Origin of the sequence: Cellulosimicrobium composti, from assembly GCF_009711085.1 — a bacterium.
GTDB classification, from domain to species: domain Bacteria; phylum Actinomycetota; class Actinomycetes; order Actinomycetales; family Cellulomonadaceae; genus Cellulosimicrobium; species Cellulosimicrobium composti.
Genome location: NZ_WMKA01000041.1, coordinates 14651 through 37647, shown reverse-complemented (window position 1 = coordinate 37647; position 22997 = coordinate 14651). Strand labels below are relative to the sequence as shown.

Annotated in this window: 19 protein-coding genes; 10 read left to right on the top strand and 9 right to left on the bottom strand. The window is 76.3% G+C overall.

Annotation, left to right across the window (positions count from 1 at the left end):
• The 4 genes from GJV82_RS15005 to GJV82_RS14990 form a co-directional block, all read right to left on the bottom strand.
• A partial coding sequence (locus GJV82_RS15005) for a penicillin acylase family protein (RefSeq protein ID WP_155099780.1) occupies positions 1-1485 on the bottom strand: 1485 nt, incomplete at its 3' end.
• A 1-nt stretch (position 1486) separates the two neighbouring features.
• Positions 1487-3961 (bottom strand): GNAT family N-acetyltransferase, encoded by a 2475-nt coding sequence (locus tag GJV82_RS15000; RefSeq protein ID WP_155099779.1) that lies wholly within the window; start codon positions 3959-3961, stop codon positions 1487-1489.
• The gene (locus tag GJV82_RS14995; RefSeq protein ID WP_155099778.1) at positions 3958-5424 is read right to left on the bottom strand and encodes a lysine N(6)-hydroxylase/L-ornithine N(5)-oxygenase family protein; all 1467 of its coding nucleotides are present in this window, start codon (positions 5422-5424) and stop codon (positions 3958-3960) included. Before GJV82_RS14995 ends, GJV82_RS15000 begins: the two co-directional genes overlap by 4 nt.
• Positions 5421-7001: a pyridoxal phosphate-dependent decarboxylase family protein gene (locus tag GJV82_RS14990; protein ID WP_155099777.1), complete on the bottom strand. Its 1581-nt coding sequence runs from the start codon at positions 6999-7001 to the stop codon at positions 5421-5423. Before GJV82_RS14990 ends, GJV82_RS14995 begins: the two co-directional genes overlap by 4 nt.
• Positions 7002-7188: 187 nt before the next feature.
• Between GJV82_RS14990 and GJV82_RS14985 the strand changes: the two genes are divergently transcribed.
• The 5 genes from GJV82_RS14985 to GJV82_RS14965 all read left to right on the top strand — a co-directional run bounded on the left by GJV82_RS14985 (position 7189) and on the right by GJV82_RS14965 (position 12841).
• A complete protein-coding gene (locus GJV82_RS14985; RefSeq protein ID WP_024839726.1) occupies positions 7189-8865 on the top strand; it encodes an FAD-dependent oxidoreductase in 1677 nt (558 codons plus the stop codon).
• Between the two features lie 55 nt (positions 8866-8920).
• On the top strand, positions 8921-10438 hold the full coding sequence (locus GJV82_RS14980) for an ATP-binding protein (RefSeq protein ID WP_318657691.1): 1518 nt from the start codon (positions 8921-8923) through the stop codon (positions 10436-10438).
• 17 nt (positions 10439-10455) lie between these two features.
• Positions 10456-10764, top strand: coding sequence for a hypothetical protein (locus tag GJV82_RS14975; RefSeq protein WP_155099775.1), 309 nt, complete (start codon positions 10456-10458; stop codon positions 10762-10764).
• Positions 10765-11054: 290 nt separating this feature from the next.
• On the top strand, positions 11055-11528 hold the full coding sequence (locus GJV82_RS14970) for an HNH endonuclease (RefSeq protein ID WP_024839729.1): 474 nt from the start codon (positions 11055-11057) through the stop codon (positions 11526-11528).
• A gap of 158 nt (positions 11529-11686) precedes the next feature.
• The gene (locus GJV82_RS14965) at positions 11687-12841 is read left to right on the top strand and encodes an endonuclease/exonuclease/phosphatase family protein (protein ID WP_318657690.1); all 1155 of its coding nucleotides are present in this window, start codon (positions 11687-11689) and stop codon (positions 12839-12841) included.
• Positions 12842-12899: 58 nt separating this feature from the next.
• Here GJV82_RS14965 and GJV82_RS14960 read toward each other — a convergent pair whose 3' ends face one another.
• Positions 12900-13385, bottom strand: a complete 486-nt coding sequence (locus tag GJV82_RS14960) for a sigma-70 family RNA polymerase sigma factor family protein (protein ID WP_155099774.1) — start codon at positions 13383-13385, stop codon at positions 12900-12902.
• A gap of 7 nt (positions 13386-13392) precedes the next feature.
• On the bottom strand, positions 13393-14271 hold the full coding sequence (locus tag GJV82_RS14955; protein WP_318657689.1) for an RNA polymerase sigma-70 factor: 879 nt from the start codon (positions 14269-14271) through the stop codon (positions 13393-13395).
• Between the two features lie 392 nt (positions 14272-14663).
• On the opposite strand from GJV82_RS14955, the gene GJV82_RS14950 reads away from it, so the two are divergent.
• On the top strand, positions 14664-15614 hold the full coding sequence (locus tag GJV82_RS14950) for an alpha/beta hydrolase (protein ID WP_155099772.1): 951 nt from the start codon (positions 14664-14666) through the stop codon (positions 15612-15614).
• An 89-nt stretch (positions 15615-15703) separates the two neighbouring features.
• The gene (locus GJV82_RS14945; RefSeq protein ID WP_024839734.1) at positions 15704-16423 is read left to right on the top strand and encodes an alpha/beta fold hydrolase; all 720 of its coding nucleotides are present in this window, start codon (positions 15704-15706) and stop codon (positions 16421-16423) included.
• On the opposite strand, the gene GJV82_RS14940 is transcribed toward GJV82_RS14945, so the two are convergent.
• The gene (locus GJV82_RS14940; RefSeq protein WP_196217273.1) at positions 16395-18038 is read right to left on the bottom strand and encodes an AAA family ATPase; all 1644 of its coding nucleotides are present in this window, start codon (positions 18036-18038) and stop codon (positions 16395-16397) included. The genes GJV82_RS14945 and GJV82_RS14940 overlap by 29 nt on opposite strands.
• A gap of 214 nt (positions 18039-18252) precedes the next feature.
• On the opposite strand from GJV82_RS14940, the gene GJV82_RS14935 reads away from it, so the two are divergent.
• The 3 genes from GJV82_RS14935 to GJV82_RS14925 all read left to right on the top strand — a co-directional run bounded on the left by GJV82_RS14935 (position 18253) and on the right by GJV82_RS14925 (position 20354).
• Positions 18253-18846, top strand: a complete 594-nt coding sequence (locus tag GJV82_RS14935) for a GNAT family N-acetyltransferase (protein ID WP_155099770.1) — start codon at positions 18253-18255, stop codon at positions 18844-18846.
• A gap of 150 nt (positions 18847-18996) precedes the next feature.
• Positions 18997-19605, top strand: coding sequence for a hypothetical protein (locus GJV82_RS14930; protein WP_024839737.1), 609 nt, complete (start codon positions 18997-18999; stop codon positions 19603-19605).
• 44 nt (positions 19606-19649) lie between these two features.
• Complete coding sequence (locus GJV82_RS14925) at positions 19650-20354, top strand: glycosyltransferase family A protein (RefSeq protein WP_231492800.1); 705 nt, start codon at positions 19650-19652, stop codon at positions 20352-20354.
• 6 nt (positions 20355-20360) lie between these two features.
• Here the strand turns inward: GJV82_RS14925 and GJV82_RS14920 are convergent, their stop codons facing one another.
• Together GJV82_RS14920 and GJV82_RS14915 are read right to left on the bottom strand one after the other, a co-directional pair.
• A complete protein-coding gene (locus GJV82_RS14920; protein WP_155099769.1) occupies positions 20361-21350 on the bottom strand; it encodes an MvdC/MvdD family ATP grasp protein in 990 nt (329 codons plus the stop codon).
• A gap of 52 nt (positions 21351-21402) precedes the next feature.
• The gene (locus GJV82_RS14915) at positions 21403-22884 is read right to left on the bottom strand and encodes a trypsin-like serine peptidase (RefSeq protein ID WP_155099768.1); all 1482 of its coding nucleotides are present in this window, start codon (positions 22882-22884) and stop codon (positions 21403-21405) included.
• Between the last annotated feature and the right edge of the window lie 113 nt (positions 22885-22997).

The following is a 22997-nucleotide window of genomic DNA, read 5'->3' as shown; positions in this document are numbered from 1 at the left end:
GGCGCCGTCCGCCGCGTCCGCGGCACCGCCCGCCGGGCTCCCCGCCCGGCCGCCCGCGGCGGGTCCGGTCGCGTCGAGCAGGGCGCGGACGCGGTGCGCGCGGTGCGGGGGCGCGTAGGTGTGGCCGAGGTCGGTGCCGGGTCGCTCGGGGCGCTCGTTCGCGTCGACCGCGACGTCGTGCACGACGACGGGCGGGGGCGGCGTGACCCAGTCCCGGGCGCGCCCGGCGTCGGTCCAGCCCGGCAGCGGCAGGGCCCGTTCGGCGCGGTCCCGGCGCGGCACGCGCCCCGCGGTGACGGACAGCACCTCGTGGCGGTCCGCCGCGAGGACGCGGTCGACCGGGTCCACCCACGTCGCGAAGGCGTCGGTGACGTCGCGCGCCGAGCGGGCGTGCAGCAGCCGCCGCCACACCGCGACGCCGAGGTCGGCGTCCACGCGCGCGGGCAGGCGCACCGCGAACGTCCGGTCGGGCTCGTCGGGCCCGCCCGTGACGACGACGCCGCGCGCCGTCTCGACCGTCTCGACCCGGTGCTCGACCGGGCCGCCGGCCGCGCGCACGCGCACGGTGGCGACGACGACGTCGGCGCGCTCCGGCCCGTCCGGTCCCTGCGCCTCGACACCCCCGTCGGGGGTACGGCGCAGGCGCTCGGCGACGACGTCCACGTGGTGCGCCATCGCGTTCGTCACGCCCCACGCGGCGGCACCCGCGTGCCCGACGTGCGGCACGCCCGGCACGCCGGGGAACGCGAGACCCAGGACGTCGTACGCGTCGCACGCGAGGCGCACCTGCTGGTAGACGCCCGGCAGCTCGAGCAGGCGGTGCGGGTCCCCCGCGAGCAGCGGCGCCCCGCTGCGGGTCCGGGTGCCCGCGAGCGCCCAGGCGTTCGAGCCCGAGCCGGGGCCGCCGTCGACGGCGAGCAGGTCGAGCACCGCGGCGAGCGGGACGTCGGGCCGGGAGCGTGCGACGGCGGGCCCGAGGGTGCGGGCGACGTGGTCGCGCCACAGCACGTGCGGGAAGCCGGAGAACAGGACGTGCGCGACGAGGAAGACGCCGAGGGGCGCCCACGCGGGCCACGGCTCGTGCGGTGGCAGGTCGCCCCCGCCGGGCCACGCGGGGTCGGCGAGGGCGTGCATCTCGGGCACGTCGCGCCCGCGTCCCAGGCCCTCGTTGACGCCTGCGGTGTAGGCGTCGACCCAGGCGCGGTCGTCGTCGGCGAGCGCCGTGTAGGCGCGGCGCGCGGTGTCGGCGAGGCGGACGCGGTGGGCGAACCGGTCCCAGGCGAGGCCCGGCTCGCCGAGCCGCTCGGCGAGGCGCCCCTCGGCGCGCCACCGGTCGACCTCGATCTGCCAGCCGCGGTCGAGCGCGGTGACGTACCCCTGGCCGCGCGCGAGCGCGAGCTCGTCGGCGGCGCGCACGTGCGGCACGCCCCACGCGTCGCGGTGCACGGCGAACCCGCCCGGCGGGACGGGGGTGGGCGCGCCCACGTCAGGCGCCCCGGCCCGCGGGGTTGGCGAGCGTGCCCGCGTAGAGCAGGGACGCGGACTGGTCGGCGAGGTCGACCATCTGGAGCGTGTTGCGCAGCTGGAGCCGGTTGAGGCACGAGTGCGCGAAGCGGGGCGCGCGCAGGTCGACGCCGCTGCGCAGGTCCGGGTGGTCGGCGCGGTGGGCGTCGAGGCACTCGGCGACGAGGCGCCAGAACCGGTCCTCGGGCAGCACGCCGTCGCCGGCGAGGATCGCGGCGAGGTGGCGCAGCACGCCGTCGTACACGTCGGTGAAGATCGCGAGCGCCTTCTCGTCGTCGTCGACGACGGCGCGCACCCGCTCGACGCCGGGCGGGAGCGGGGCGTCGCCGAGGACGGCGACCTCCTCGCCGACGTCCTTCATGATCGCGCGGACCACGACGTGGTCGCGGAGCACGAGGACGAGGTTCTCGCCGTGCGGCATGAACGCGAGGTCGTGCGCGAGGAGGGCGTGCGCGAGCGGACGCAGGTAGGCGTCGAGGTAGGCGCGCACCCAGTCGGCGGGGTCGAGCCCGGAGGCGCGCACGAGCGCGGTCGCGTGCGCGGCGCCGTCGGGGTCGCGGTGCAGGAGCGAGGCCATGGTCGCGAGGCGCTCCCCGGGCGCGATGCGCGGCACGGGGCTCTCGCGCCACAGCGCGGCGAGCATCTTGCGGTGCGCCGACGGGGTCGCGGTGCGGTGGTAGACGTCGCCGGTGTACCCGACGGAGGCGAGCTCGCGCAGCACGGTGAAGCCGCGGCCGCCGAGCTCGGGGTCGGCGGCGACGAGGTCGGCGACCCAGTCGTTGATCGCGGGCGTGTCGCGCATGTACGCGGGCGACAGCCCGCGGAGGAACCCCATGTTCTGGATCGCGAGCGCGACCTTGACGTAGTGGCGGCCCGGGCGGGTGAGGTTGAACAGCGTGCGGATCGACTGCTGCGGCTGGTACTCGTCGGCACCCTGGCCGACCGGGACGAGGTCGCCGCGCGCGACGTCGGCCGCGAACGTGATGGGCACGCGGTGCTCCCACTGCCACGGGTGCACGGGCAGGTAGAGGTAGTCGGCCGGGTCGAGGCCGTGCGCGGCGAGCCGGTCCGCGAACGCGGCGCGCTCGTCGTCGGAGAGCTCGGCGCCGTAGTGCGTCGCCTCGTCGAGCCCGGCGCCGAGCGCGAGGTGCGTGTGCGCGCGCCGCGCGGCGAGCCACAGCAGCCGCACGCGGCCCCCGTTCTCGGGCGCGTACGCCCGGTACTCGGTGAGGCCGAACCCGAGGCGCCCGTTGTTCGCGACGAACCCCGGGTGCCCCTCCGTCATGGAGGCCTCGACCTGCTGGAACGACGCGTCGAGGAGGTCGGTCGCGCTCGGGCCGCCGGTGCGCTCGTACCGCTCGAGCTTCGCGGTCGCGCTCGCGAGCGTCGAGGAGACCTCCTCGAGGTACGTGGCGAGCAGGTCGTCGGGGATGTTCAGGTCCGGCTGCAGCTCGACGACGAGGTCGAGCGCGTCGACCGGCAGGTCGCGCGGCGTGCTGGTGCCGCCCGCACCCGCGGGGTCGCCCGCGTCGTCCGGCCGGTCCGCCGTGCCGCGCCCGGCCGTCGTGGTGCGCCGGATCGACGCCTCGTCGAGCACCCAGTGCTCGAGCGCGTACCGCCGCGCCACGAACCGGTACTCCACCGAGCCGTCCGCGACGGGCAGCGCGTACTCGCCGGGGCCGTGCGCCTCGACCGGCCGGACCTCGGCGCGCGGCGCGAGCAGCCGCTCGTGCGTGAGCTCCGCGATCGCCTTCGCGACGAGGTGGCGGTGCGCACGCTCGGCGAGGTCGGGGCGCAGGTGCGGCGCGAGGTCGACGCCGTCGCCCAGCGGGCTCGCGTCGAGGTCGGCGCGCGTCGCGACGGCGAGGTGCGCGGTCTTGCCCGGCAGGGCGACCTCGCGCAGCACCCGGAACCCGGCTGCGGCGTTCTTCGCCGCGACCGCCGTGTTGCGCACGTCGGGCTCGACGACGACGCGCCGCGCCCCGCACCCGGCGGGGTCGAGGCAGAACCGCACGACGGCGCCCATGACCGCGGACGTGAAGCCGCGGCGCGCCGGGCCGTCCGGGGGCGCGACGAGCAGGTGCATCCCGACGTCGCCGGGCTCCAGGAGGGCGACGGCCGCGGGGACGTCGGCGAGCGTGACGCGCGCCGGGTCGTACGTCTCCACGAGGAACGCCGGCACGCCGTCCACCCGGCCGAGCCACGCGTCCTGGTGCGGGTCGGCCCCGACCCCCGCGAGGTAGGCGCGCACGCCGTCGACGTCGAGGTGGCCCAGCTGCCAGAACGCGGAGCGCGGGTGGGCGAGCCAGCCCTGCACGAGCGCAGCGTCGCGCACCGGGTCGACGGGCTCCAGGGAGAGGTCTGCGTGCCCGGCGCCGAGCCGGACGCGCACGGCGAACCCTGCGGTCGCGACCGGGACGGTCGTCGTGGCGGTCATCGGGCCTCCCCTCCCGCGCGCTCGCCCGCGGGCACGGGCGCCGGGCGGGTCGCGGCGTCGTCGGGCAGCCCGAACGTCTGGAACGCGATGCGCTCCTCCACGGGGTACACCTCGCGGCCCGTGATCGTGCGCAGCACCACGGAGTTGCGCCACGCGGCGAACCCGAGGTCCGGCGCCGTGACCCCGTGCGTGTGCTCCTCGCCGTTGAGCACGTGCACGCGCCGCGCGTCGTCCACCGTGTAGTCGCGCGCGACGTCGAGGCGGCCGAGCTCGTCGAAGCGCAGCAGGTGACGCACCGGGTCGAGGAACGCCGGGACCGACGCGGCGTACCCCGTCGCGACGACGAGCGCGCGCGTGCGGCGCTCGGCCTCCCGCCCGAGCTGCGCGTGGCGCAGGCGCAGCACGTACTCCCCCGCGTCCCCGGCCTCGCCCGGCTCGTACCGGGCCGCGACGACCTCGGTGTCCGTGAGGAGCGTCGTCGGCACCGGCCGGTCGAGGCTCAGGCGGTACAGCGCGTCGTAGATCTCGTCCACGAGGTCGCCGCTGATCCCCTTGTACAGGCCGCGCTGCTCGCGCGCGAGGAGCTGGCGCAGCTCGAGCGGCAGGCCGTGGAAGTGGTCGGTGTACTCCGGCGACGTCATCTCCAGCGTGAGCTTCGTGTACTCCATGGGGAAGAAGCGCGGCGAGCGCGTCACCCAGTCGAGCCGGTACCCGGGCCGGTCGGCGTCGCCGTGCACGCCGTCGAGCAGGTCGCGGTACACCTCGGCGGCCGACTGGCCCGAGCCGACGACCGTCACGGACCCCGCCGCGGCGAGCGCGTCACGGTGCGGCACGTACTGCGCGCTGTGCACGAGCGGCCCGGCACCCGGGTGCTCGCCGCGCGCGGCCTCGTCCGCGAGCGCCCGCAGCGCGGGCGGCAGCACCGGCGCGGTGCCGACACCGAGCACGAGGTGGCGGCCCCGGTGCTCCTCGGTGCCCGTCACGGTGCCGTCGGCAGCGAGCACCTCGGCCCGCACGACGAACGCGTCCGCGGCGGCGTCGTGCTCGACGGCGACGACGCGCCGCGACCAGCGCAGCGAGCCCAGGCGGGCCGCGACCCAGCGGCAGTACGCGTCGTACTCGGCGCGCAGCGGGTAGAAGGACTCGCGGATGTAGAACGGGTACAGCCGGCCCGTCGCCTTGAGGAACGCGAGGAACGAGTACGGCGACGTCGGGTCCGCCATCGTCACGAGGTCGGCGAGGAACGGGACCTGGATCGTCGCGCCCTCGATCATCATGCCGGGGTGCCAGCGGAACTCGGGCGCCGCGTCGAGGAACACGGCGTCGACGTCGTCGAGGGGCGCGGACAGCGCCGCGAGGCCGAGGTTGAACGGCCCGATCCCCACGCCGACGACGTCGCGCACGCGCTCCGGGTCGTGAGGCGCCGGGGCGGGGCCGCTCGTCGTGGGAGCGGTCGCGGTCATCGGGTCACCGCCCCGGCGGTCGCCAGGGACGCCACGAGGTCCGCGGCGTGCGTCGCGACGTCGTCGTCGTGGAGGAGCTCGTCGCGCTCGACGAGGGCCTGCGCGGTCGTGCGCACGAGGTCCAGGACGCGGCGCACGTCCGCGAGCGTGACGGCCGGGTTGAGGAGCGTGAGCTTGAGGCAGGGCACGCCGTCGAGCACGGTCCTGGCCACGACCGCGCGCCCGGACTCGAACAGCACGCGCCGCACGAGCGGGACCAGCCGGTCCGCGCGCTCGGGCGCGAGACCCGGCGGCTCGTACCGGAACAGGACCGTCGACAGGTCCGTGCGGGCCAGGACGCGCAGGTCCGGGTCGTCCGCGAGGTCGGCGTGGACGGCCGCGGCGAGGTCGCACACCGCGTCGACGAGGCGCCCGACGCCGTCGGGGCCGAGCGCGCGAAGCGTCGCCCAGACCTTGAGCGCGTCGAAGCGGCGCGTCGTCTGCAGCGACACGTCGACCTGGTTGGGCTCGGCGTCCTCGCGCGGGTTGAGGTAGTCCGCGTGGTGGGCGGCGCGCTCGAGGTCGGCGCGCTCGCGCACGAGGAGGGCGCTCGCGGACACGGGCTGGAAGAACGCCTTGTGGTAGTCGACGGTGACGGAGCGGGAGCGCTCGATCCCGTCGAGCAGGTGCCGGCGCGTGGGCGACACGAGCAGGCCGCAGCCGTACGCCGCGTCGACGTGCAGCCACACGTCCGTCGCGTCGCACACGTCCGCGACCGCCGCGAGGGGGTCCACGCAGCCGCGGTCCGTGGTGCCCGCGGTCGCGACGACCGCCATGACCACGTCGCCGGCCGCGCGCACCGCGCCGACCTCCGCCGCGAGCGCCGCGGGGTCGAGGCGGCCGTCGGCGTCTGCCCCGACGTGGAGCACGGCGTCGTCGGCCAGGCCGAGCAGCAGGGCCGAGCGGGCCACGCTGAAGTGGCTCGACGCGGCCGCGAGGACGCGCAGGCGGGGCAGCACGGCGGCCCGCCCGGGTCCGCCCGCGCGCGCGGCGCGCTCGACGGCGCGCTCCCGGGCGAGGAAGAGCGCGTGCAGGTTGGACTGGGTGCCGCCCGACGTGAGGACGCCGTCGCCCGCGGCGTACCCGACGCGGCGCGCGGTCCACGCGACGACGCGCCGCTCCATGAGGGTCGCGACCGTCGACTGGTCGTACGTGTCGACGGACGTGTTGACGGCCGCGAGCATCGCCTCGGCGCCCACGGCCGGCAGCGCGACCGGGCAGTTGAGGTGGGCCGCGTAGGCACGGTCGTGGAACCACACCGCGTGGGTCGCGTACAGGTCGGCCGACTCGCGCAGCGCCGCGTCCGTCCCGACGCCGGGCGCGTCGAGGTCGACGGCGTCGACGAGCGCCGCGAGGTGCGCGCGGCTCGCGCCCGACCAGGGCTGGCGCACGGCCCCGAGCCGCGCCGCGACGTCGTCCACCACGGCGTGCACGGTGCTCGCGTAGGCGCTCGCGGTCGCGCTCGTGAGGAGCGCCTCGACGGGCGGGGCGGCGGTCGGGCGGGCGGTCGCGGGCGCGACGGGGCGTGCTGAGAGCATGACGAGGGCTCCAGGGACGGGGAGAGGACCGCCGCAGAGCGCGACGGGCAGACCTGAGGTTTGCCTCACCTAACCTAGCGGAGCGTTCCTCGGCGTCAAGAGTGACCTGCGCCACGCCGCCCGTGGACGCGGCGGCCCAGCGGCGGGAGGATGGCACTCGCCCGTCCGTGGCTGCCGAGGAGGCCGTGTGGAACCCACCGTCGCGACGAACCGCCCCGCGATCGTCACCGTCGACGACGACCCGGGGGTGTCGCGCGCGGTCGCGCGCGACCTGCGGCGCCGCTACGGGGACCGCTACCGGATCGTGCGCGCCGAGTCCGGCCCCGCGACGCTCGACGCCCTGCGCGAGCTCGCGCTGCGCGGCGAGGACGTCGCCCTCGTGCTCGCCGACCACCGGATGCCGGGCATGACGGGCGTCGAGCTCCTCGAGCAGGCGATGGACCTCTTCCCCGCCGCGCGCCGCGTCCTGCTCACCGCCTACGCGGACACGGAGGCGGCGATCGAGGCGATCAACGTCGTCGACCTCGACTACTACCTGCTCAAGCCGTGGGACCCGCCCGAGGAGAAGCTCTACCCCGTGGTCGACGCCCAGCTCGAGGCGTGGTCGGCGACGGACCGGCACCGGCCCGCGGAGACCGTCGTCGTGGGGCACCGGTGGTCGGCGCGCTCGTCGCAGGTGCGCGAGTTCCTCGCGCGCAACCGCGTGCCCTACCGCTGGTACCCGTCGGAGTCCGCCGAGGGCGCGCGGCTGCTCGCCGCCGCGCAGGCCGACCCCGCGACGCTCCCCCTCGTCGTCACGCCCGACGGCGAGGCCCTCGTCGCGCCCGACGACGCCACGCTCGCCGAGCGCGTCGGGCTCGCGACCCGCCCGACCGCCGACTTCTACGACCTCGTCGTCGTGGGCGGCGGGCCCGCCGGGCTCAGCGCGGCGCTGTACGGGGCGTCGGAGGGACTGCGCACCGTGCTCGTCGAGCGCACCGCGACGGGCGGGCAGGCCGGGCAGAGCTCGCGCATCGACAACTACCTCGGCTTCCCCGACGGCATCTCCGGCGCCCAGCTCGCCGAGCGTGCACGGCGCCAGGCCGTGCGGTTCGGCGCGGAGATCGTCACCACGCGCGACGCCGTCGAGCTCGACGTCGACGGCCCCGCGCGCAGCGTGCGCTTCCCCGACGGCACCGCGATCGACGCGCACACCGTCATCCTCGCGTCCGGCGTGTCCTACCGGCTGCTCGACGGCCCCGGTCTCGGCGACCTCGTGGGGCGCGGCGTGTACTACGGGTCGGCGCTCACCGAGGCCACCGCGTGCCACGACCAGGAGGTGTACGTCGTCGGGGGCGCGAACTCCGCGGGCCAGGCGGCGCTCTACCTGGCGCGCGAGGCCAAGCGCGTCACGCTCGTCGTGCGCGGCGACACGCTCGCGCGCTCCATGTCGTCCTACCTCGTCGAGCAGGTCGAGGCGCACCCGCGCGTGCGGGTCCTCACCCGCACCGAGGTCGTCGCCGCGTCCGGGGACGACCACCTGGAGCACCTCGAGCTCCACGACCTCGACACCGGCCGGACCGCGCTCGTCGAGTGCGGCTGGGCGTTCGTGTTCATCGGCGCCGCGCCCCGCACCGACTGGCTCGACGGCGTCGTCGCGCGCGACCCGCGCGGGTACGTGCTCGCCGGGCCGGACCTCCTGCGCGACGGCGCGCCGCCGTCGGGGTGGACGCTCGACCGTCCCCCGTACCACCTCGAGACGTCCGTGCCCGGCGTGTTCGCCGCGGGCGACGTGCGCTCGGAGTCCGCCAAGCGCGTCGCGTCCGCCGTGGGCGAGGGCGCGATGGCCGTCATGCTCGTGCACCGCTACCTCGAACAGCTCTGACCCCCGACCGCACCGACCCCTCGAGCGACCCGCACCCGACCACCGGAGGCGCACCGTGACCAGCACCGAGGACCCCACCACCACCCCGCCCGCCGCGGGCACCCGCGCCGCCGCGGCCGCGCGGGGATGGCTGCCGTGCGACGTCGACGAGCTGCGCGGCACGTTCCTGTTCGAGCACCTCACGGACGACCAGCTCGCGTGGCTGTGCGCGACCGGGCACGTCGAGCGGCACGACGCCGGCTGGCTCTTCCACGAGGGCTCGCCCGCCGAGGCGTTCTACGTCATGCTCGACGGCGGCGTCGCGCTCTACCGGCGCGTGGGCCAGGACGACGTCGAGGTCTCGCGCACCCACCAGGTCGGCGTGTACCTGGGCGCGTGGAACGCCTACCTCGGCGACCGGCTCCCCCAGACCTACCTGCACTCCGCCCGCGCGCTGGAGCCGTCGCGGTTCTTCGTCCTCGAGGCGCACGACTTCGCCAAGCTCATGACCGAGTGGTTCCCCATGGCCGTCCACCTGCTCGAGGGCGTGTTCTGGGGCACGCGCGACGCGCAGCAGGTCGTGGGGCAGCGCGAGCGGCTGCTCGCGCTCGGGTCCCTGTCCGCGGGCCTCACGCACGAGCTCAACAACCCCGCCGCCGCGGCCGTGCGCGCGACGGGGACGCTGCGCGAGCGCGTCGCCGCGATGCGGCACAAGCTCGCGCTCATCGCCGACGGCCCGTTCGACCGCGCCACGCTCGCCGAGGTCATCCGCCTCCAGGAGGCCGCGCTCGAACGCTACCGGGACACGCGCACCGCCGACGCCGTGGGCGCGCTCGAGACGTCCGACCTCGAGGACCGTCTCACCGACTGGCTCGACGACCACGGCCTGCCCGAGGGCTGGCGCGTCTCGCCCGCGCTCGTCCAGGCCGGGATCGACGAGGTGTGGCTCGACCGCGCCGCGGAGCGCGTCGACGCGGGCGCGCTCCCCGGGACCGTGAGCTGGATCGCGTACACGATCGAGACCGAGCAGCTCATGGCGGAGATCGAGGACGCCACCGTCCGCATCTCGTCCCTCGTCGGGGCCGCGCGGCAGTACTCCCAGCTCGACCGCGCGCCGTTCCGGCCCGTCGACCTGCACGAGCTCCTCGACTCGACCCTGACGATGCTCGACCAGGTGCTCGCCGGGGTGGAGGTCGTGCGGCACTACGACCCCACGCTCCCGCCCGTCCCCGTGTACGCGGCCGAGCTCAACCAGGTCTGGACCAACCTCGTGGAGAACGCGGCGCAGGCCATGGGCGGCAGCGGGACGCTCACGGTCACGACGCGCCGCGTCGAGGACCACGCCGAGATCGAGATCGCCGACACCGGGCCCGGCATCCCCGACGACGTGCGGCCCCGCATCTTCGAGCCGTTCTTCACGACGAAGCCCGTCGGGCAGGGCACCGGGCTCGGCCTGGACATCTCGTGGCGGATCGTCGTGAACAAGCACCACGGCGACCTCACCGTGACGTCCGTCCCGGGCGACACGCGGTTCGTCGTGCGCCTCCCGCTCGAGCCGGCGCCGCCGGCCGCCGCACCCCCCGCGCTCGACTGACGGAAGGACGTGCACCGATGAACGCACCCGCGCGCCGCGGCGCGCCCCGCGGGCTCGCCGTCGCCGCCCTCGTGGTCGGCGGGATCCTGCTCCTGGGAGCCTGCGCCGCCGGGCCCAACCCCGACCAGACCCCCGGCGGGTACGGGTTCTGGTGGGGCCTGTGGCACGGCATCATCCTGCCGGTCAGCTTCATCGTGTCGCTCTTCACCGACACGGTGAGCATCTACGAGGTCGACAACGACGGGAACTGGTACGACGTCGGGTTCATGCTCGGCATCGCGCTGTTCTCCGGCCCGGTGATCGCGCTGCGCGGCCGCCGCTCCTGACCCGACGGGACCGGACCGGGGTCGGCGCGTCGGCGACGTGCCGACGCTAAACCGTGGACGTCTCGCGCTCGCAGGCATAGCCTCTTGGCGTCCGGTCGACATCGCCCGGACGCTCGACCATGACGACCGGTGAGGGAAGGTGGACCGTGACGAACCCGTGGTCCGTCGACCCGTCCCGAAGGCCGCTCTCCAGGTAGACGACGCACGTCGTCCACCTGCTGAGCCGTCCTGGGGCACCGTCCTGGGACGGCTCTCGTCGTCCCGGCCCGTGAACGACAGGAGGCGCGACGATGAGCGAGGTGGTCATCTACAACCTCGGCGGGAGCCAGGAGCTCGGCCGCGTGTCGTTGCGTCACGCCATCCGCATGCTCCACCGGCGCGTCGCCGAGGTGCTCGAGGCGGTCGAGGGCGAGACGTTCGGTCCCTACCAGCGCCCGCGGTCCGTCGCCCTCGTGCGGTACGTGCACGCGCGGTGGGTGTACGAGCGCCAGGGCCGGGTGCCGTACTCGCGCGCCGCGCTGCTGCGCCGCGACCGGTACCGGTGCGCGTACTGCGGCGGGACCGCGACGACCATGGACCATGTGGTCCCGCGGTGCCAGGGCGGCACGACGACGTGGCTCAACGCCGTCGCGGCGTGCGAGCCGTGCAACGCCGCAAAGGGCGGACGCACGCCCGAGCAGGCCGGTCTGCGCCTGCTCAGACGCCCGTTCGAGCCCGCGTTCCGCGACATCTACCCGTCGGCGCCCGCCCCGCGCCGACGCTGACGAGCCACCGGGCCGGTCCGCCGGTCCGGCCCCGAGCCGCCCGGCCGGTGGCGGTGACACCGGCCGGGCGCCGCCGTCGGCGTGTCCCGGACCGCACCGCACGCCCCTCCCTCCCGGTAGAGCCGGCCCGCGTCCGCGACCACCCGGGAGCCCGGGCCGTGCACCGGGAGACCACGATGGCGACGGTCCGGATCGGGACGTTCAACGTCGAGAACCTCTTCGAGCGCCCCCGCGCGATGGCGGGACCGCTCACGGCCGGGAACGCGGTGCTCGCCGCGCACGCGCGCGTCAACGCCCTCCTCGCCGAGGAGACGTACGGGCCCGAGGTGCGCGCGGAGATCCTCGAGCACCTGGGCACCCTCGGCCTCCTGCGCTCCGACGCCGCCGCCCTCGCCGTGCTGCGGCAGGTCCGGGGACGGCTCGTGCGACGGACCGGGTCCGTGGCCGCCGGCACCGCACGGACCGAGGTCGTCGCGCGCGGGCGCGGTGACTGGGTCGGCTGGGTGGACCTCGTCAAGGACCGCGTCGACGAGCTCGCCATGGTGCACACCGCGCGCGTCGTCACCGACGTCCGGGCCGACGTCCTCGCCGTCGTCGAGGCCGAGAACCGGGTCGCGCTCAAGCACTTCACCGACGCGGGCGTCACCCGGGCGGGGCGCCCGCGCTACCCCCACGTCATGGTCATCGACGGCAACGACGACCGCGGCATCGACGTCGGCCTCCTCACCACGCGCCCGTACCGGATCGGGTCGGTGCGCTCGCACGTCGACGACCGCGACTCGCGCGGACGGCTCGTCTTCGGCCGCGACTGCCCCGAGTACGTCGTCGAGCTGCCGGGCGGCGCCACGCTCACCGTGCTCGTCAACCACTTCAAGTCCAAGGGGTACGGGAAGCAGTCCGAGTCCGACGCGACCCGGCGCCGCCAGGCGACGCGCACCGCCGCGATCTACGCCGCGCTGCGGGCGCGCGGCGAGGAGAACGTCGTCGTCGTGGGCGACCTCAACGACACGCCCGGATCGACGCCGCTGCGCCCCCTGCTCCAGGGGACGGACCTGCGCGACGTCAGCGAGCACCCCGCGTTCCGCGGCGACGGCCGGCCCGGCACGTACGGCAACGGCACCGCGAGCCAGAAGATCGACTACGTGCTGCTCTCCCCCGCGCTGTTCGAGCGCACCGTCGGCGGGTCGGTCTTCCGCAAGGGCGTGTGGGGCGGCACGAACGGCACCCTGTTCCCGCACTACGACACGATGACCGCGCCCTCGCACGCCGCGTCCGACCACGCCGCGCTCTTCGCGGACGTCGACCTCGTGTGAGCCGGCGCGGGCGGCGTCAGGGCGTCGAGCGCGCCGGAGCACGTCGAGGCACGCGACCCTAGACCGCGGCGCCGCCGCCCGTCGCGGCGCCGCCGCCCGTCGCGGCGTCGCCGCCCGTCGCGGCGTCGCCCCGACCGTCGACGCGGTTCCAGGTCCGGAGCTTGGCCGGGCTGAGCACGGCCCACGCCGTGGCGACGCGGCCGGACCGCACGGCGACGCTGACCACGCCGGTGACGCGGCCGTGGTGGCGCACCACGAGCCCGGCGACGCCGTTGACCGAGCGCACGACGACGTCCGTGCCCTCGCCCGGGCGCAGCACCCGGCACAGGGCGCGCGCGGTCTCGTCGACGCCCTCGACGACGCCCGGCGTCGCCTCGTCGCTCCCCGTGGCGTCGACCCAGAGGGTCGCCGTGCGGTCGAGCAGCCCGCGCACCGCGTCCCGGTCCTGGGCGCGCGACGCGGCGGCGAGCTCCTCGACGACGCGCTGGTGCGTCGTGTGGTCGGCGTCGCGCCGACCCCTTCGTCCGCTGCGACGTGAGCTCACGCCGCGCCTACGCGGACAGGGCCGCGAGCTTGCGCGGGTTCATCATCCACAGCACGCGGTCGATGCCCGCGGTCGTGGCGCGGACCGTGAGCACCGCGAACAGCGCGCCGTCGCGCGAGAGCCGCACGGCCGGGTAGCCGTTGACGTCCGCGGGCTCGACGTCCACACCCGCCCAGAAGCGCTCGGCGAACGCGTGGTGGTACTTGGCCACGCGCGGCCGGCCCACCACGGGGACCTTCGAGGCGCGGACCACGCCGCCACCGTCGGAGTAGGAGATGACGTCCTCGGCGAAGAGCCGCTCGAGGACGGCGACGTCGCCCGCCTTCGCGGCCGCGACGAACGCGGTGAGGAGGCGGCGCTGCGCCTCGGGCGCGACGGGCGCCCGGCGCTCCTCGCCGAGGTGGCGGCGCGCGCGGCTGACGAGCTGGCGCACGTTCGCCGGGGTGTGGCCGATGATCTCGGCGATCTGCTCGTACGGGTAGTCGAACGCCTCCCGCAGCACGTACGCGGCGCGCTCGGTCGGGGTGAGCTTCTCGAGCAGCATGAGGAGCGCGACCTCGAGCGCCTCGCCGCGCTCGGCGCCGAGCGTCGGGTCGGCGCTCGTGTCGACGGGCTCGGGCAGCCACGGGCCGATGTACGTCTCGCGGCGCACGCGCGCGGACTGGGCGACGTTGATCGCAAGTCGCGTGGTCGTCGTGGTGAGGAAGGCGTCGGGGTTGCGCACCGTGGAGCGGTCGTAGGTCTGCCACCGCAGCCACGCGTCCTGCAGGACGTCGTCCGCCTCGGCGGCGCTGCCCAGGATCCGGTACGCGATCCCGAAGAGGCGGCGCCGCGCGGCGCTGAACTGCTGCTCCGCGGTCGCGAGGTCCGCCGTCGGTCCGTCCACGCCTGTCATCCTCGTCGCCCCTCGCGCCGTCGTCACCCCGGCCGGACGGACGGGGCTCACCCGTGCGACCGGGCAGCGTCCCGATCTGTGACAGCACCGGGCGCGGCGACGGCCGGGCGGGTCCGGCGGCGGGTGGGACCAGCCGCGATCTGCTGGGCGCGTACCCCCAGGTGGGGGCCGCCTGAAACCCGGTGCTCCCGCTCTTGCCTCGCGACTCGACCGGACCCGCCCGGCGCGCGTGCCGCACCCCGTCCGACCGCGCGCGCGGCGCGCGTGTGACACGACGCCGCCCGGCCCCGACTCCTGCGTGGGTTCTTCGTGGTGCCCCCGGCCGGGCGTCCCCACGCTGGAGGAGCAGGGGATCACCGCAACCGCACCGAAGGAGAAGAACCATGAGCGAACCCGTCCTGGAGCCGCAGGCGCAGGCGTTCGCCGACGCCGTCGCGACGCCCCCGTTCGTCGACGAGCTCGGCCCCGAGCGCGCCCGCAAGGTGCTCGACGACCTGCAGTCGCAGCTCGTCGAGAAGGCGATGGTCGAGGAGACCTGGGTGACCGTCCCGGCCGGCGAGGGGTCGGTGCGCGTCCGCGTGCTGACGCCGCGCGGCGAGAGCGGCCCGTTCCCCGTCGTGCTCTACATGCACGGCGGCGGCTGGGTCCTCGGGGGCACCGTCACGCACGACCGGCTCGTGCGCGAGCTCGCCGTAGGCGCGCGTGCCGCGGTCGCGTTCGTCGAGTACGACCGCTCCCCCGAGGCGCGCTACCCGGTGGCGCTCGAGCAGGGGTACGCCGCGGCGCGCTGGATCACGACCCAGGGCGCGGCGCTCGGTCTCGACGCGTCACGGCTCGCCGTCGCGGGCGACTCCGTGGGCGGCAACCTCACGGCGGCGCTCACGCTGCTCGCCAAGCAGCGCGGCGACGTGACGTTCGTGCACCAGTCGCTCTACTACCCCGTCACGGACGCCGCGCAGGACACGGCGAGCTACCGGGAGTTCAAGGACGGCCCGCACCTCACCGCGCGGGCCATGGCCTGGTTCTGGGACAGCTACCTGCCGGACCACGACCGGCGCGAGGAGATCACGGCCTCGCCGCTGCGCGCGTCGCTCGACGACCTGGCCGGGCTCCCGCCCGCGTTCGTCGTCGTCGACGAGAACGACGTGCTGCGCGACGAGGGCGAGGCGTACGCGCGCCGCCTGCTCCAGGCCGGCGTCCCGACGACGAGCCTGCGCTACAACGGCACGATCCACGACTTCATGATGCTCAACCCGCTGCGCCCCACGCAGGCCGCGACGGCCGCCGTCGAGCAGGCCGTCCACGTGCTGCGCACCGCGCTCGGCACCCTCTGACCGGCCGCGCACCCGCGCGGCCGTGCCGCGGGCCCGCCGTGGCGCCGCGGTCGGCACACCCTCCCCACCCCGAAGAGAGAAGGACCCTCATGTCCAGCACCCAGCCCATCGTCCTCCTGGTCCACGGCGCGTTCGCCGGCTCCGACAGCTGGGACGGCGTCGTCGAGCGCCTCCTCGCGCGGTCGGTCGACGTCGTCGCCGTCGCCAACCCGCTGCGCTCCGTCACGGGCGACGCCGAGTACGTGCGCGACGTGATCGCGGCGATCGGCCGACCCGTCGTGCTCGTCGGGCACTCCTACGGCGGCATCGTCGTCACCGGCGCGGCCGCGGACAACGACGCCGTGAAGGCGCTCGTCTACGTCGCGGCGTTCGCGCCCGACACGGGCGAGTCCGCGCTCCAGCTGTCGCAGAAGTTCCCCGGCAGCACGCTCGGCGAGACCCTGATCGGCTACCCGCTCACGAGCGGTGGCAACGAGCTGCGGATCCGCGGCGACGCGTTCCCGACCCAGTTCGCGGCCGACGTGCCGACCGAGCGCGCGGTCGTCATGGCCGCCGAGCAGCGCCCGGTCACCGAGCTCGCCCTGAGCGAGGGCCTGCCCGGCGCGGAGGCGGCGTGGCGCCGGGTCCCGTCGTGGTTCGTCTACGGCGAGGAGGACAGGAACATCCCCGCCGAGCTCGAGCGCTTCATGGCCGAGCGCGCCGGGTCGCGCAGCACGACGGGCGTCACCGGCGGCTCGCACGCGCTGTCCGTCTCCCACCCCGCCGAGGTCGCGGCGACGATCATCGAGGCTGTCGAGGCCGTCGCCTGACACGCCGACGCACGCGGCCCCCGTCGTCCCGGCGACGGGGGCCGCCGTCGTCCGCGGCGCGCGCGGGCGTCGCGCGGTCGTCGAGGACGCGCGCGGCGCCGGGACCGCGGCCCCAGGCGTGCCGCAGCCCCGGGAACCGGTGCAGGGTCCGGGCGACCTCGACGACGGTCGCCGGGTCGCCGCCGCGGGCCACGCGCCGCAGCGCCGCGAACCAGCTCGGCGCCTCGTCGACGAGCCACGCGCGCGCCTCCTCGCGCGTCGCGAGCACCGCGACGTCACCGGGGTCCGCCGCTCCCTCGCCCGGGTCGCCGGGCTCGAGCCAGCGCGCGGCACGGGCCGTGGTGCGCAGGAGCCAGGCGTCCGCGCGGCGACGAGCCGCGGCGCTCTCCTGCGCGGTCTCGACCGCGGCGAGCTCGCCCAGCGCGTAGAGGCGCAGCAGGTCGTGCAGCGCGTACCGGTCGCGCTCGACCGCCCGCACCAGGCTGAGGGAGACGAGCTCGTCGAGCAGCTCCTCGGTCGTGCGCAACGACTCCTCGGCGAGCGTCGCGGCGAGCCCGGCGCCGACGTCGAGCCCGTCCGCGAGCGCGAGCCGGCGGAACAGCCGCTGCGCGGCGGGCCCGAGCTGGTCGAACGACAGCGCGATCGCGGCACGCACCGACAGGTCGCCCGCGGCCAGGGCGTCGAGGCGGCGGTCGGCGACGGCGAGCCGCTCCGCGAGGCCGTCGACCGTCCACGTGGGGCGGCTCACGAGCCGGTTCGCCGCGATCCGCAGCGCGAGGGGCACGTCGTCGCACAGCGCGGCGAGGCGCGCGAGGTCGGCGCGGGACGCCTGGTGGCGCGGCACGATGCGCTCGAGCAGCGCGCGCGAGTCGGCGGGCCGCAGCCGTTCCAGGTCGAGGCGCACGACGTCCTCGAGACCCTCGAGGTGCCGCCGGCTCGTGACGAGCACCGCCGCGGGGCCGTCCGCGGGCAGCGCCGCGCGCACCTGCGCCTCGTCGCGCGCGTCGTCGAGCACGACGAGCACGCGCCGGTGCCCGAGGAGAGCGCGCAGCCGCGCCGGGTCGTCCGCGGCGCGCGCCCCCGTCCCGCCGAGGGCCCGCACGAGCCGCGCGACGACGGCACGGGGCGTCGTCGCGTCGGGCGCCGTGCCCGCGAGGTCGAGGAAGAGCAGGTCGTCGAACTCCGCCTGGAGGTGCTGCGCGGCGCGGACGGCGAGGCTCGTCTTGCCGTACCCGGGCGGCCCGGTCACGAGCACGACGGGCGGCGGGGCACCCGGGCGGGCGCGCAGCGCCGCGGCGACGCGCGCGAGCTCGGCCTCGCGACCCGTGAAGTCCGCGGCCCCGCGCGGCAGCGGCAGTCGCCACCCCGGCTCCGGCCGGGAGCGGCGGCGGCCCTCGCGCGCCGCGCGCAGGACGAGCGCCCGGTCCTCGTCGTCGAGGCCGAGCGCGTCGACGACGGCGACCATCGTCCGGTGCTGCGGGCCGAGCGCCGCGCCACGCTCGATGTCGCTGAGAGCACGGTCGCTCACCCCGGACAGCTCGGAGAGCCGTTCGAGCGTGAGGTCGGCGGCGAGCCGGAACCGCCGCACCGCCGGACCGAGCGCTTCGGTGTCCATGCGCGCCTCGGGTCGTCTCGGGTGGTCGTCGCGCGCCGGCCGGGCCGCGCCGCCGGGTCTCGGCGGTCTCTCGCGGTGCCCCCGCTGCGTGCGGCCGGCGCCTGCCCCTGTCACCCTGTCGACCGCGAGCCCGCCCGGCGTGTGACGCGCGGGCACGGACGTCCGGCGCGCAAACCCCTCGATCCGCGTCGCCGCGCGTGCCAGGGTGGTGCCCATGGCCGACACCACCGAGACCCGTCCGGACGTCCTCGGCCAGGTCGCCTGGCCCGTCGGGACGCCGCGCCTGTCCGTGCGCCGTGCCCGCCCCGACGACGCCGACGCCCTGTTCGCCTACCGCCGCCTGCCCGACGTCGACCGCTGGCTCACGCAGCGGTTCGCCGACGTCGACGAGTGGCGCGAGCACCACGCGGAGCCGGACCGGCTCGCCACGACCCTCGTCGTCGAGCACGACGGCGAGGTCGTGGGCGACCTGTACCTCGCGGTGCGCGACGGGTGGGCGCAGCGCGACGTCCCCGACCGGCCCCGGCTCGACGAGGCGGAGATCGGCTGGGCGCTCTCCCCCGCCCACCAGGGCCACGGGTACGCCACCGAGGCGGTGCGCGCGCTGCTGCGCGTGTGCTTCGAGGACCTCGGCCTGCGGCGCGTCGTCGCGAACGCGTTCCTCGCCAACAAGCCGTCGTGGCGCCTCATGGAGCGCGTCGGCATGCGGCGCGAGGGCGTGAGCGTGCGGGACTCGCTCCACCGCGACCTCGGCTGGGTCGACGGCGTCACGTACGCGCTCCTGGCGGAGGAGTGGCGCGCGGCGTGACCCTGACGCGGCGTCGGAGCGCGCCGGCGGCGCGGGAGCAGTCTCCGACGGTGACGCGGGCGACAGCGCGGGGGGCGTGACGGGGCGTGCGAGCGCGGTCTGCCGGTGTGACGCTGTGAGCCCCGCCGCACGACCGCCGAGGAGTCACGGATGCACGACACCGCCCCGAGCACGGCCGAGCGCGCGGACGTACGGGCGCCCGGCGCCGCGCTCGTGCCGGGGGACGCGGTGCGCGCCGGTGCGGCGGCGAGCCTGCTGCTCGCCGTCGTGGGCCTCGACCCGGTCGCGGTCGCCCTCTTCCTGCTCGTGCTCGGCGGCACCATGGTGCCGCGCGCGCTCGGCGTCGCGACGCCCCTCGACGTCGCGTACGGGGGCACGCTCGTCGTCGCCGCCTGGGCCGCGCAGCTCGACTGGTACCAGGCCGTCCCCTGGCTCGACCTCGCCGTGCACGCCGCGTGCACGGGGCTGATCGCGGCGCTCGCGGGCGTGCTCCTCGTCCGCACGCGGGTCGTCCCGGACCCGCGTGCCGCCCGGACCGGGCGGGCCCGCGCCGGGGTGCTCGTGGCGACGACCGGCACGGGCGCGGTGCTCGCGATCCTCTGGGAGATCGGCGAGTGGGCCGGGCACACGTTCCTCGACGACCGCATCGGCGTCGGGTACGCGGACACCGTGACCGACCTCGCCGCGGGCCTGCTCGGCTCCCTGGTCGCGGGCGTGGTCCTCGCGCTCGCGGGGACGCGGGCCCGGGTGCGCGCGTGACGCGCGCGGCGCGGGCGACGGGGGCGGTCCCCACGGTGTCCGTGGTGGTCCCCGTCCGGGACGACGCCGTGGCGCTCGACCGCTGTCTCGCCCTCCTCGCGCGCCAGACGGTCGCGCCGCTCGAGGTGGTCGTCGTCGACAACGCGTCGCGCGACGACTCGGCGCTCGTCGCGCGCCGGTGGGGCGCCGTCGTCGTCCACGAGGGCCACGTGGGCATCCCCGCCGCGGCCGCCACGGGGTACGACGCCGCGCGCGGCGACGTGATCGCGCGGCTCGACGCCGACTCGCAGCCGGACGCGCGGTGGGTCGAGCGGGTCGTGGACCGGATGGCGGGCGACCCGTCGCTCGACGCGATGACGGGGACGGGCGTCTTTCACGACCTGCCGCGCGGCGTCCGGACCGCCGTCGCGGTCGCGTACCTCGGCGCGTACTACGTGCTGTGCCACCTCGCGCTCGGGCACACCGCGCTGTGGGGCTCGTGCATGGCGCTGCGCCGCACCGCGTGGGCGGCGGTGCGCGACGCCGTCGTGCGCGACGACCCCGAGGTGCACGACGACCTCGACCTGTCGTTCCGGCTCGGCCCGCGCCGCCGCGCGGTGCTCGACCGGTCGTGGCGCGTCGGCGTGTCGGCGCGCTCGCTGCGCGGGCGGCGCCAGCGCCGCCGGCGGATGGACCGCGCGTGGCGGACCCTGCGTCTCAACTGGACGGTCGCGCCACCGTGGGAACGGTGGCGCGATCGCTGGCGCTGAGCCCGCTCACCCGGTGCCCGCCCGCCACGCCCGGCGGCGCGTCGTGCCCGCGTCCTCCTCGCGGTCGAGCCGTGCGAGCAGCGCGGCGAGCGCCGCCGCGATCGGCTGGCCCGTCGCGTACTCGACGAACAGCCACTGCCCGGCCGGGTTGATCTCGAGGAACACGTAGTCGCCCTCGGGCGTGCGGCGCAGGTCCACCGCCCCGTACCAGAGCCCGAGCACCTCCATGAGGCGCAGGAGCCCCGCGGACACCGGCGCCGGGAGGTCGTGCGCCGCCGTCGGGCAGTGGTGGGTGTCGACGCGGAAGTCGTAGGCGTACCCCGACTCCTCGGTCCGCAGCTCCGCCGCGAACACCTGGGTCCCGACGATCGTCACGCGCACGTCGGAGCCGGCCACCGCCTCCTGGAAGATCACCGGCGCGTACCGCACGCTCTCCAGCAGGTCGAGGTCCGCCTCCCGCACGGGGCGGGTCTCGCGCCACGTCGCGGGCGTGCCGCCGAAGGGCTTGAAGATCACCCGCCCCGGCTCCCGGTGCAGGAACTCGCGCGCCCGGGCCGGGTCGTTCGTCATGCACGTGCGCGGCACGCGCAGGCCGAGACGCGCCGCGACCTGGAGCTGCCACATCTTGCGCGAGCCGGCCTCGTCGCGGTCCGGGTCGTTGACCCACGTCGCGGGCAGGCACGACCACAGCCCGGCCACCGCGGCGGCGATCTCGCCCACGGCGAACCCGCGGTCCTGGGGCGAGCGGACGTCGTCGTGCACCGCGAAGGGCTGCGGGCGTCGCCACCACACGGCCCGCAGCGACGTCGCGTCGACGGCGGCCACGCCGTCCGGGCTCGTGTCGACCCAGTCGGCGTGCCACCCGCCCGCGTCCTGCGTGGACGTGAGCGCGACCGACCGCGGGGCGTGGCCGGTGTCGAGGAGCACGTGCGACGCGCCGAGCGCGTCGAGGTGGCGGACGACCTCCGTGGTGTGGAGGTCGTCCGTGTGGGACACGATGCCGATCATCGGAGGCTCCCGGCGCGGTCCGCGGTCCGGTCCACGGCGCTCACCGCCCCGCCTGGAGCCGGGCGAGGGTGGCCTCGACCGCCTCCAGGGTCGCGCGCGCCTCGGCGACGGCCTCGACGAGCGCTCCGACCACGTCGCCCTCGGCGGCCTCGCCCTCGTCGACGAGCGACTCCGCGCCCTGCACGAACGGCCGGGCACCGACGAGCGCGCCCGCCTGCGCGAGGCGCGCGACCGCCGGGTTCACCACGGGGTCGAACAGGTCGCCCGGGTCGAGCACGCCCTCGACCCGGGTGTCCGCCGGTCCCGTGCCCCCCGCGTCGCCGAGGAACCCGGTCGCGACCGGGTCGTCGGCGGCGAACCGCGTGTCGGCCTGGAAGATCGTGTCGAGCGCGCGCGGCGTCCCGGGCTGGTCCCGGAAGAAGGAGGTCCCGACCTGGTCGGCGACCGTGTGGGAGTCCGCCTGCCGGATCGTCAGGACGTCCACGGCCCGCGCCGTGTCGGCGGCCAGGAGCGTGCCGATCTGGTCGGCGGCCCTGACGGTCGCGATGACGTCTTTCGCGAGGTCGGTGAACCCGTCGTCGGCGGTCGCGGTGCGCGCCCCGTGGGGCAGCGCCTGCAGCGTGGGCGACACCGCGCGGATCCCGGCGATCGCCGTGCCGAAGTTCGACCCGGTCCCCTGCGCGTTGCAGCCGCCGTTCGTGTGCACCCCGACGAGCTCGCCCGCAGGCCCGAGGATCCCCGAGCCCGAGTTGCCGCCGAGCGTGTCGATGTCGTCGTAGCGGATCTGGTTCGTCGTCACGACCGTCGCGGGACCGGCCTCGACCCGCTTCGGCATCCCGGCCGGGTGACCGATGATCGCGAGCATGTCCCCCACGCTCGGGTTGGCGGTCGCGACGGCCGTGAACCCGTAGGTGTCCCCTGGGTTCCCGCCCACCCGCACGACCGCCATGTCGAGCCCGCCCAGTCGGTACTCGACGAGCGCGACGATCGGGAAGCTCTGCTCGGCACGCAGGGTGCCGCTCGGGTCCACCTGGTACAGCACGTTGACGTGCATGCTCGTCGCGATCTGCTGCGGCGTGATGACCTGCATGGACCCGTTCTGCCGCGGCAGGACCCACCCGTCGGCGCTCTGGTCGAACAGGTGCCCGCACGTGAGGACGAGGTCCGGGGCGATGAGCGTCCCGCTGCCCCACCGCACGCCGTCGACGTTCCCGGGGTTGGTGAAGACGCCGCCCAGCCCGCTGTTCCACTGGACCTGCACGGCCTGCTTCTGGTGGGCGGCGACGAACGCCTGCGTGACGCCCAGCGTGCCGTCGTACTGCTCGACGGGCTGGGAGTCGTCGGTCGCGCCGCAGATGGACTCGAGCATCTCGGCGTACGTGGGCTCGTCGCCCGCGACGGACTCCAGCGTCAGCGGGATCCGCTCGGGCAGCGGCGGGAAGAGCGCGTCGACGGTGTCCGGAGTCACCGGCACCTCGCGGCGCGCCGGCTTCCTGGACGACGGCTTCCTGGTTCCAGGCATGGGTTCCCCCCTCGGATCGGTCCCCCTGCACCTGGAGGGAGCGCGCGAGGAGGCGCCCGTGCCGTGATCGCGGGTCCCGGAACGGGTGAGTTGCGGCGCGGCCGGTCGCCGGC

What these genes read in the sequence shown, in the direction of transcription:
- GJV82_RS14940 (WP_196217273.1), bottom strand. Translation starts at nt 18,038, where the DNA reads ATGGACACCGAAGCGCTCGGTCCGGCGGTGCGGCGGTTCCGGCTCGCC.
- GJV82_RS14990 (WP_155099777.1), bottom strand. Translation starts at nt 7,001, where the DNA reads ATGCTCTCAGCACGCCCCGTCGCGCCCGCGACCGCCCGCCCGACCGCC.
- GJV82_RS14915 (WP_155099768.1), bottom strand. Translation starts at nt 22,884, where the DNA reads ATGCCTGGAACCAGGAAGCCGTCGTCCAGGAAGCCGGCGCGCCGCGAG.
- GJV82_RS14995 (WP_155099778.1), bottom strand. Translation starts at nt 5,424, where the DNA reads ATGACCGCGACCGCTCCCACGACGAGCGGCCCCGCCCCGGCGCCTCAC.
- GJV82_RS14935 (WP_155099770.1), top strand. Translation starts at nt 18,253, where the DNA reads ATGGCCGACACCACCGAGACCCGTCCGGACGTCCTCGGCCAGGTCGCC.
- GJV82_RS14970 (WP_024839729.1), top strand. Translation starts at nt 11,055, where the DNA reads ATGAGCGAGGTGGTCATCTACAACCTCGGCGGGAGCCAGGAGCTCGGC.
- GJV82_RS14975 (WP_155099775.1), top strand. Translation starts at nt 10,456, where the DNA reads ATGAACGCACCCGCGCGCCGCGGCGCGCCCCGCGGGCTCGCCGTCGCC.
- GJV82_RS14945 (WP_024839734.1), top strand. Translation starts at nt 15,704, where the DNA reads ATGTCCAGCACCCAGCCCATCGTCCTCCTGGTCCACGGCGCGTTCGCC.
- GJV82_RS14950 (WP_155099772.1), top strand. Translation starts at nt 14,664, where the DNA reads ATGAGCGAACCCGTCCTGGAGCCGCAGGCGCAGGCGTTCGCCGACGCC.
- GJV82_RS14930 (WP_024839737.1), top strand. Translation starts at nt 18,997, where the DNA reads ATGCACGACACCGCCCCGAGCACGGCCGAGCGCGCGGACGTACGGGCG.
- GJV82_RS15000 (WP_155099779.1), bottom strand. Translation starts at nt 3,961, where the DNA reads ATGACCGCCACGACGACCGTCCCGGTCGCGACCGCAGGGTTCGCCGTG.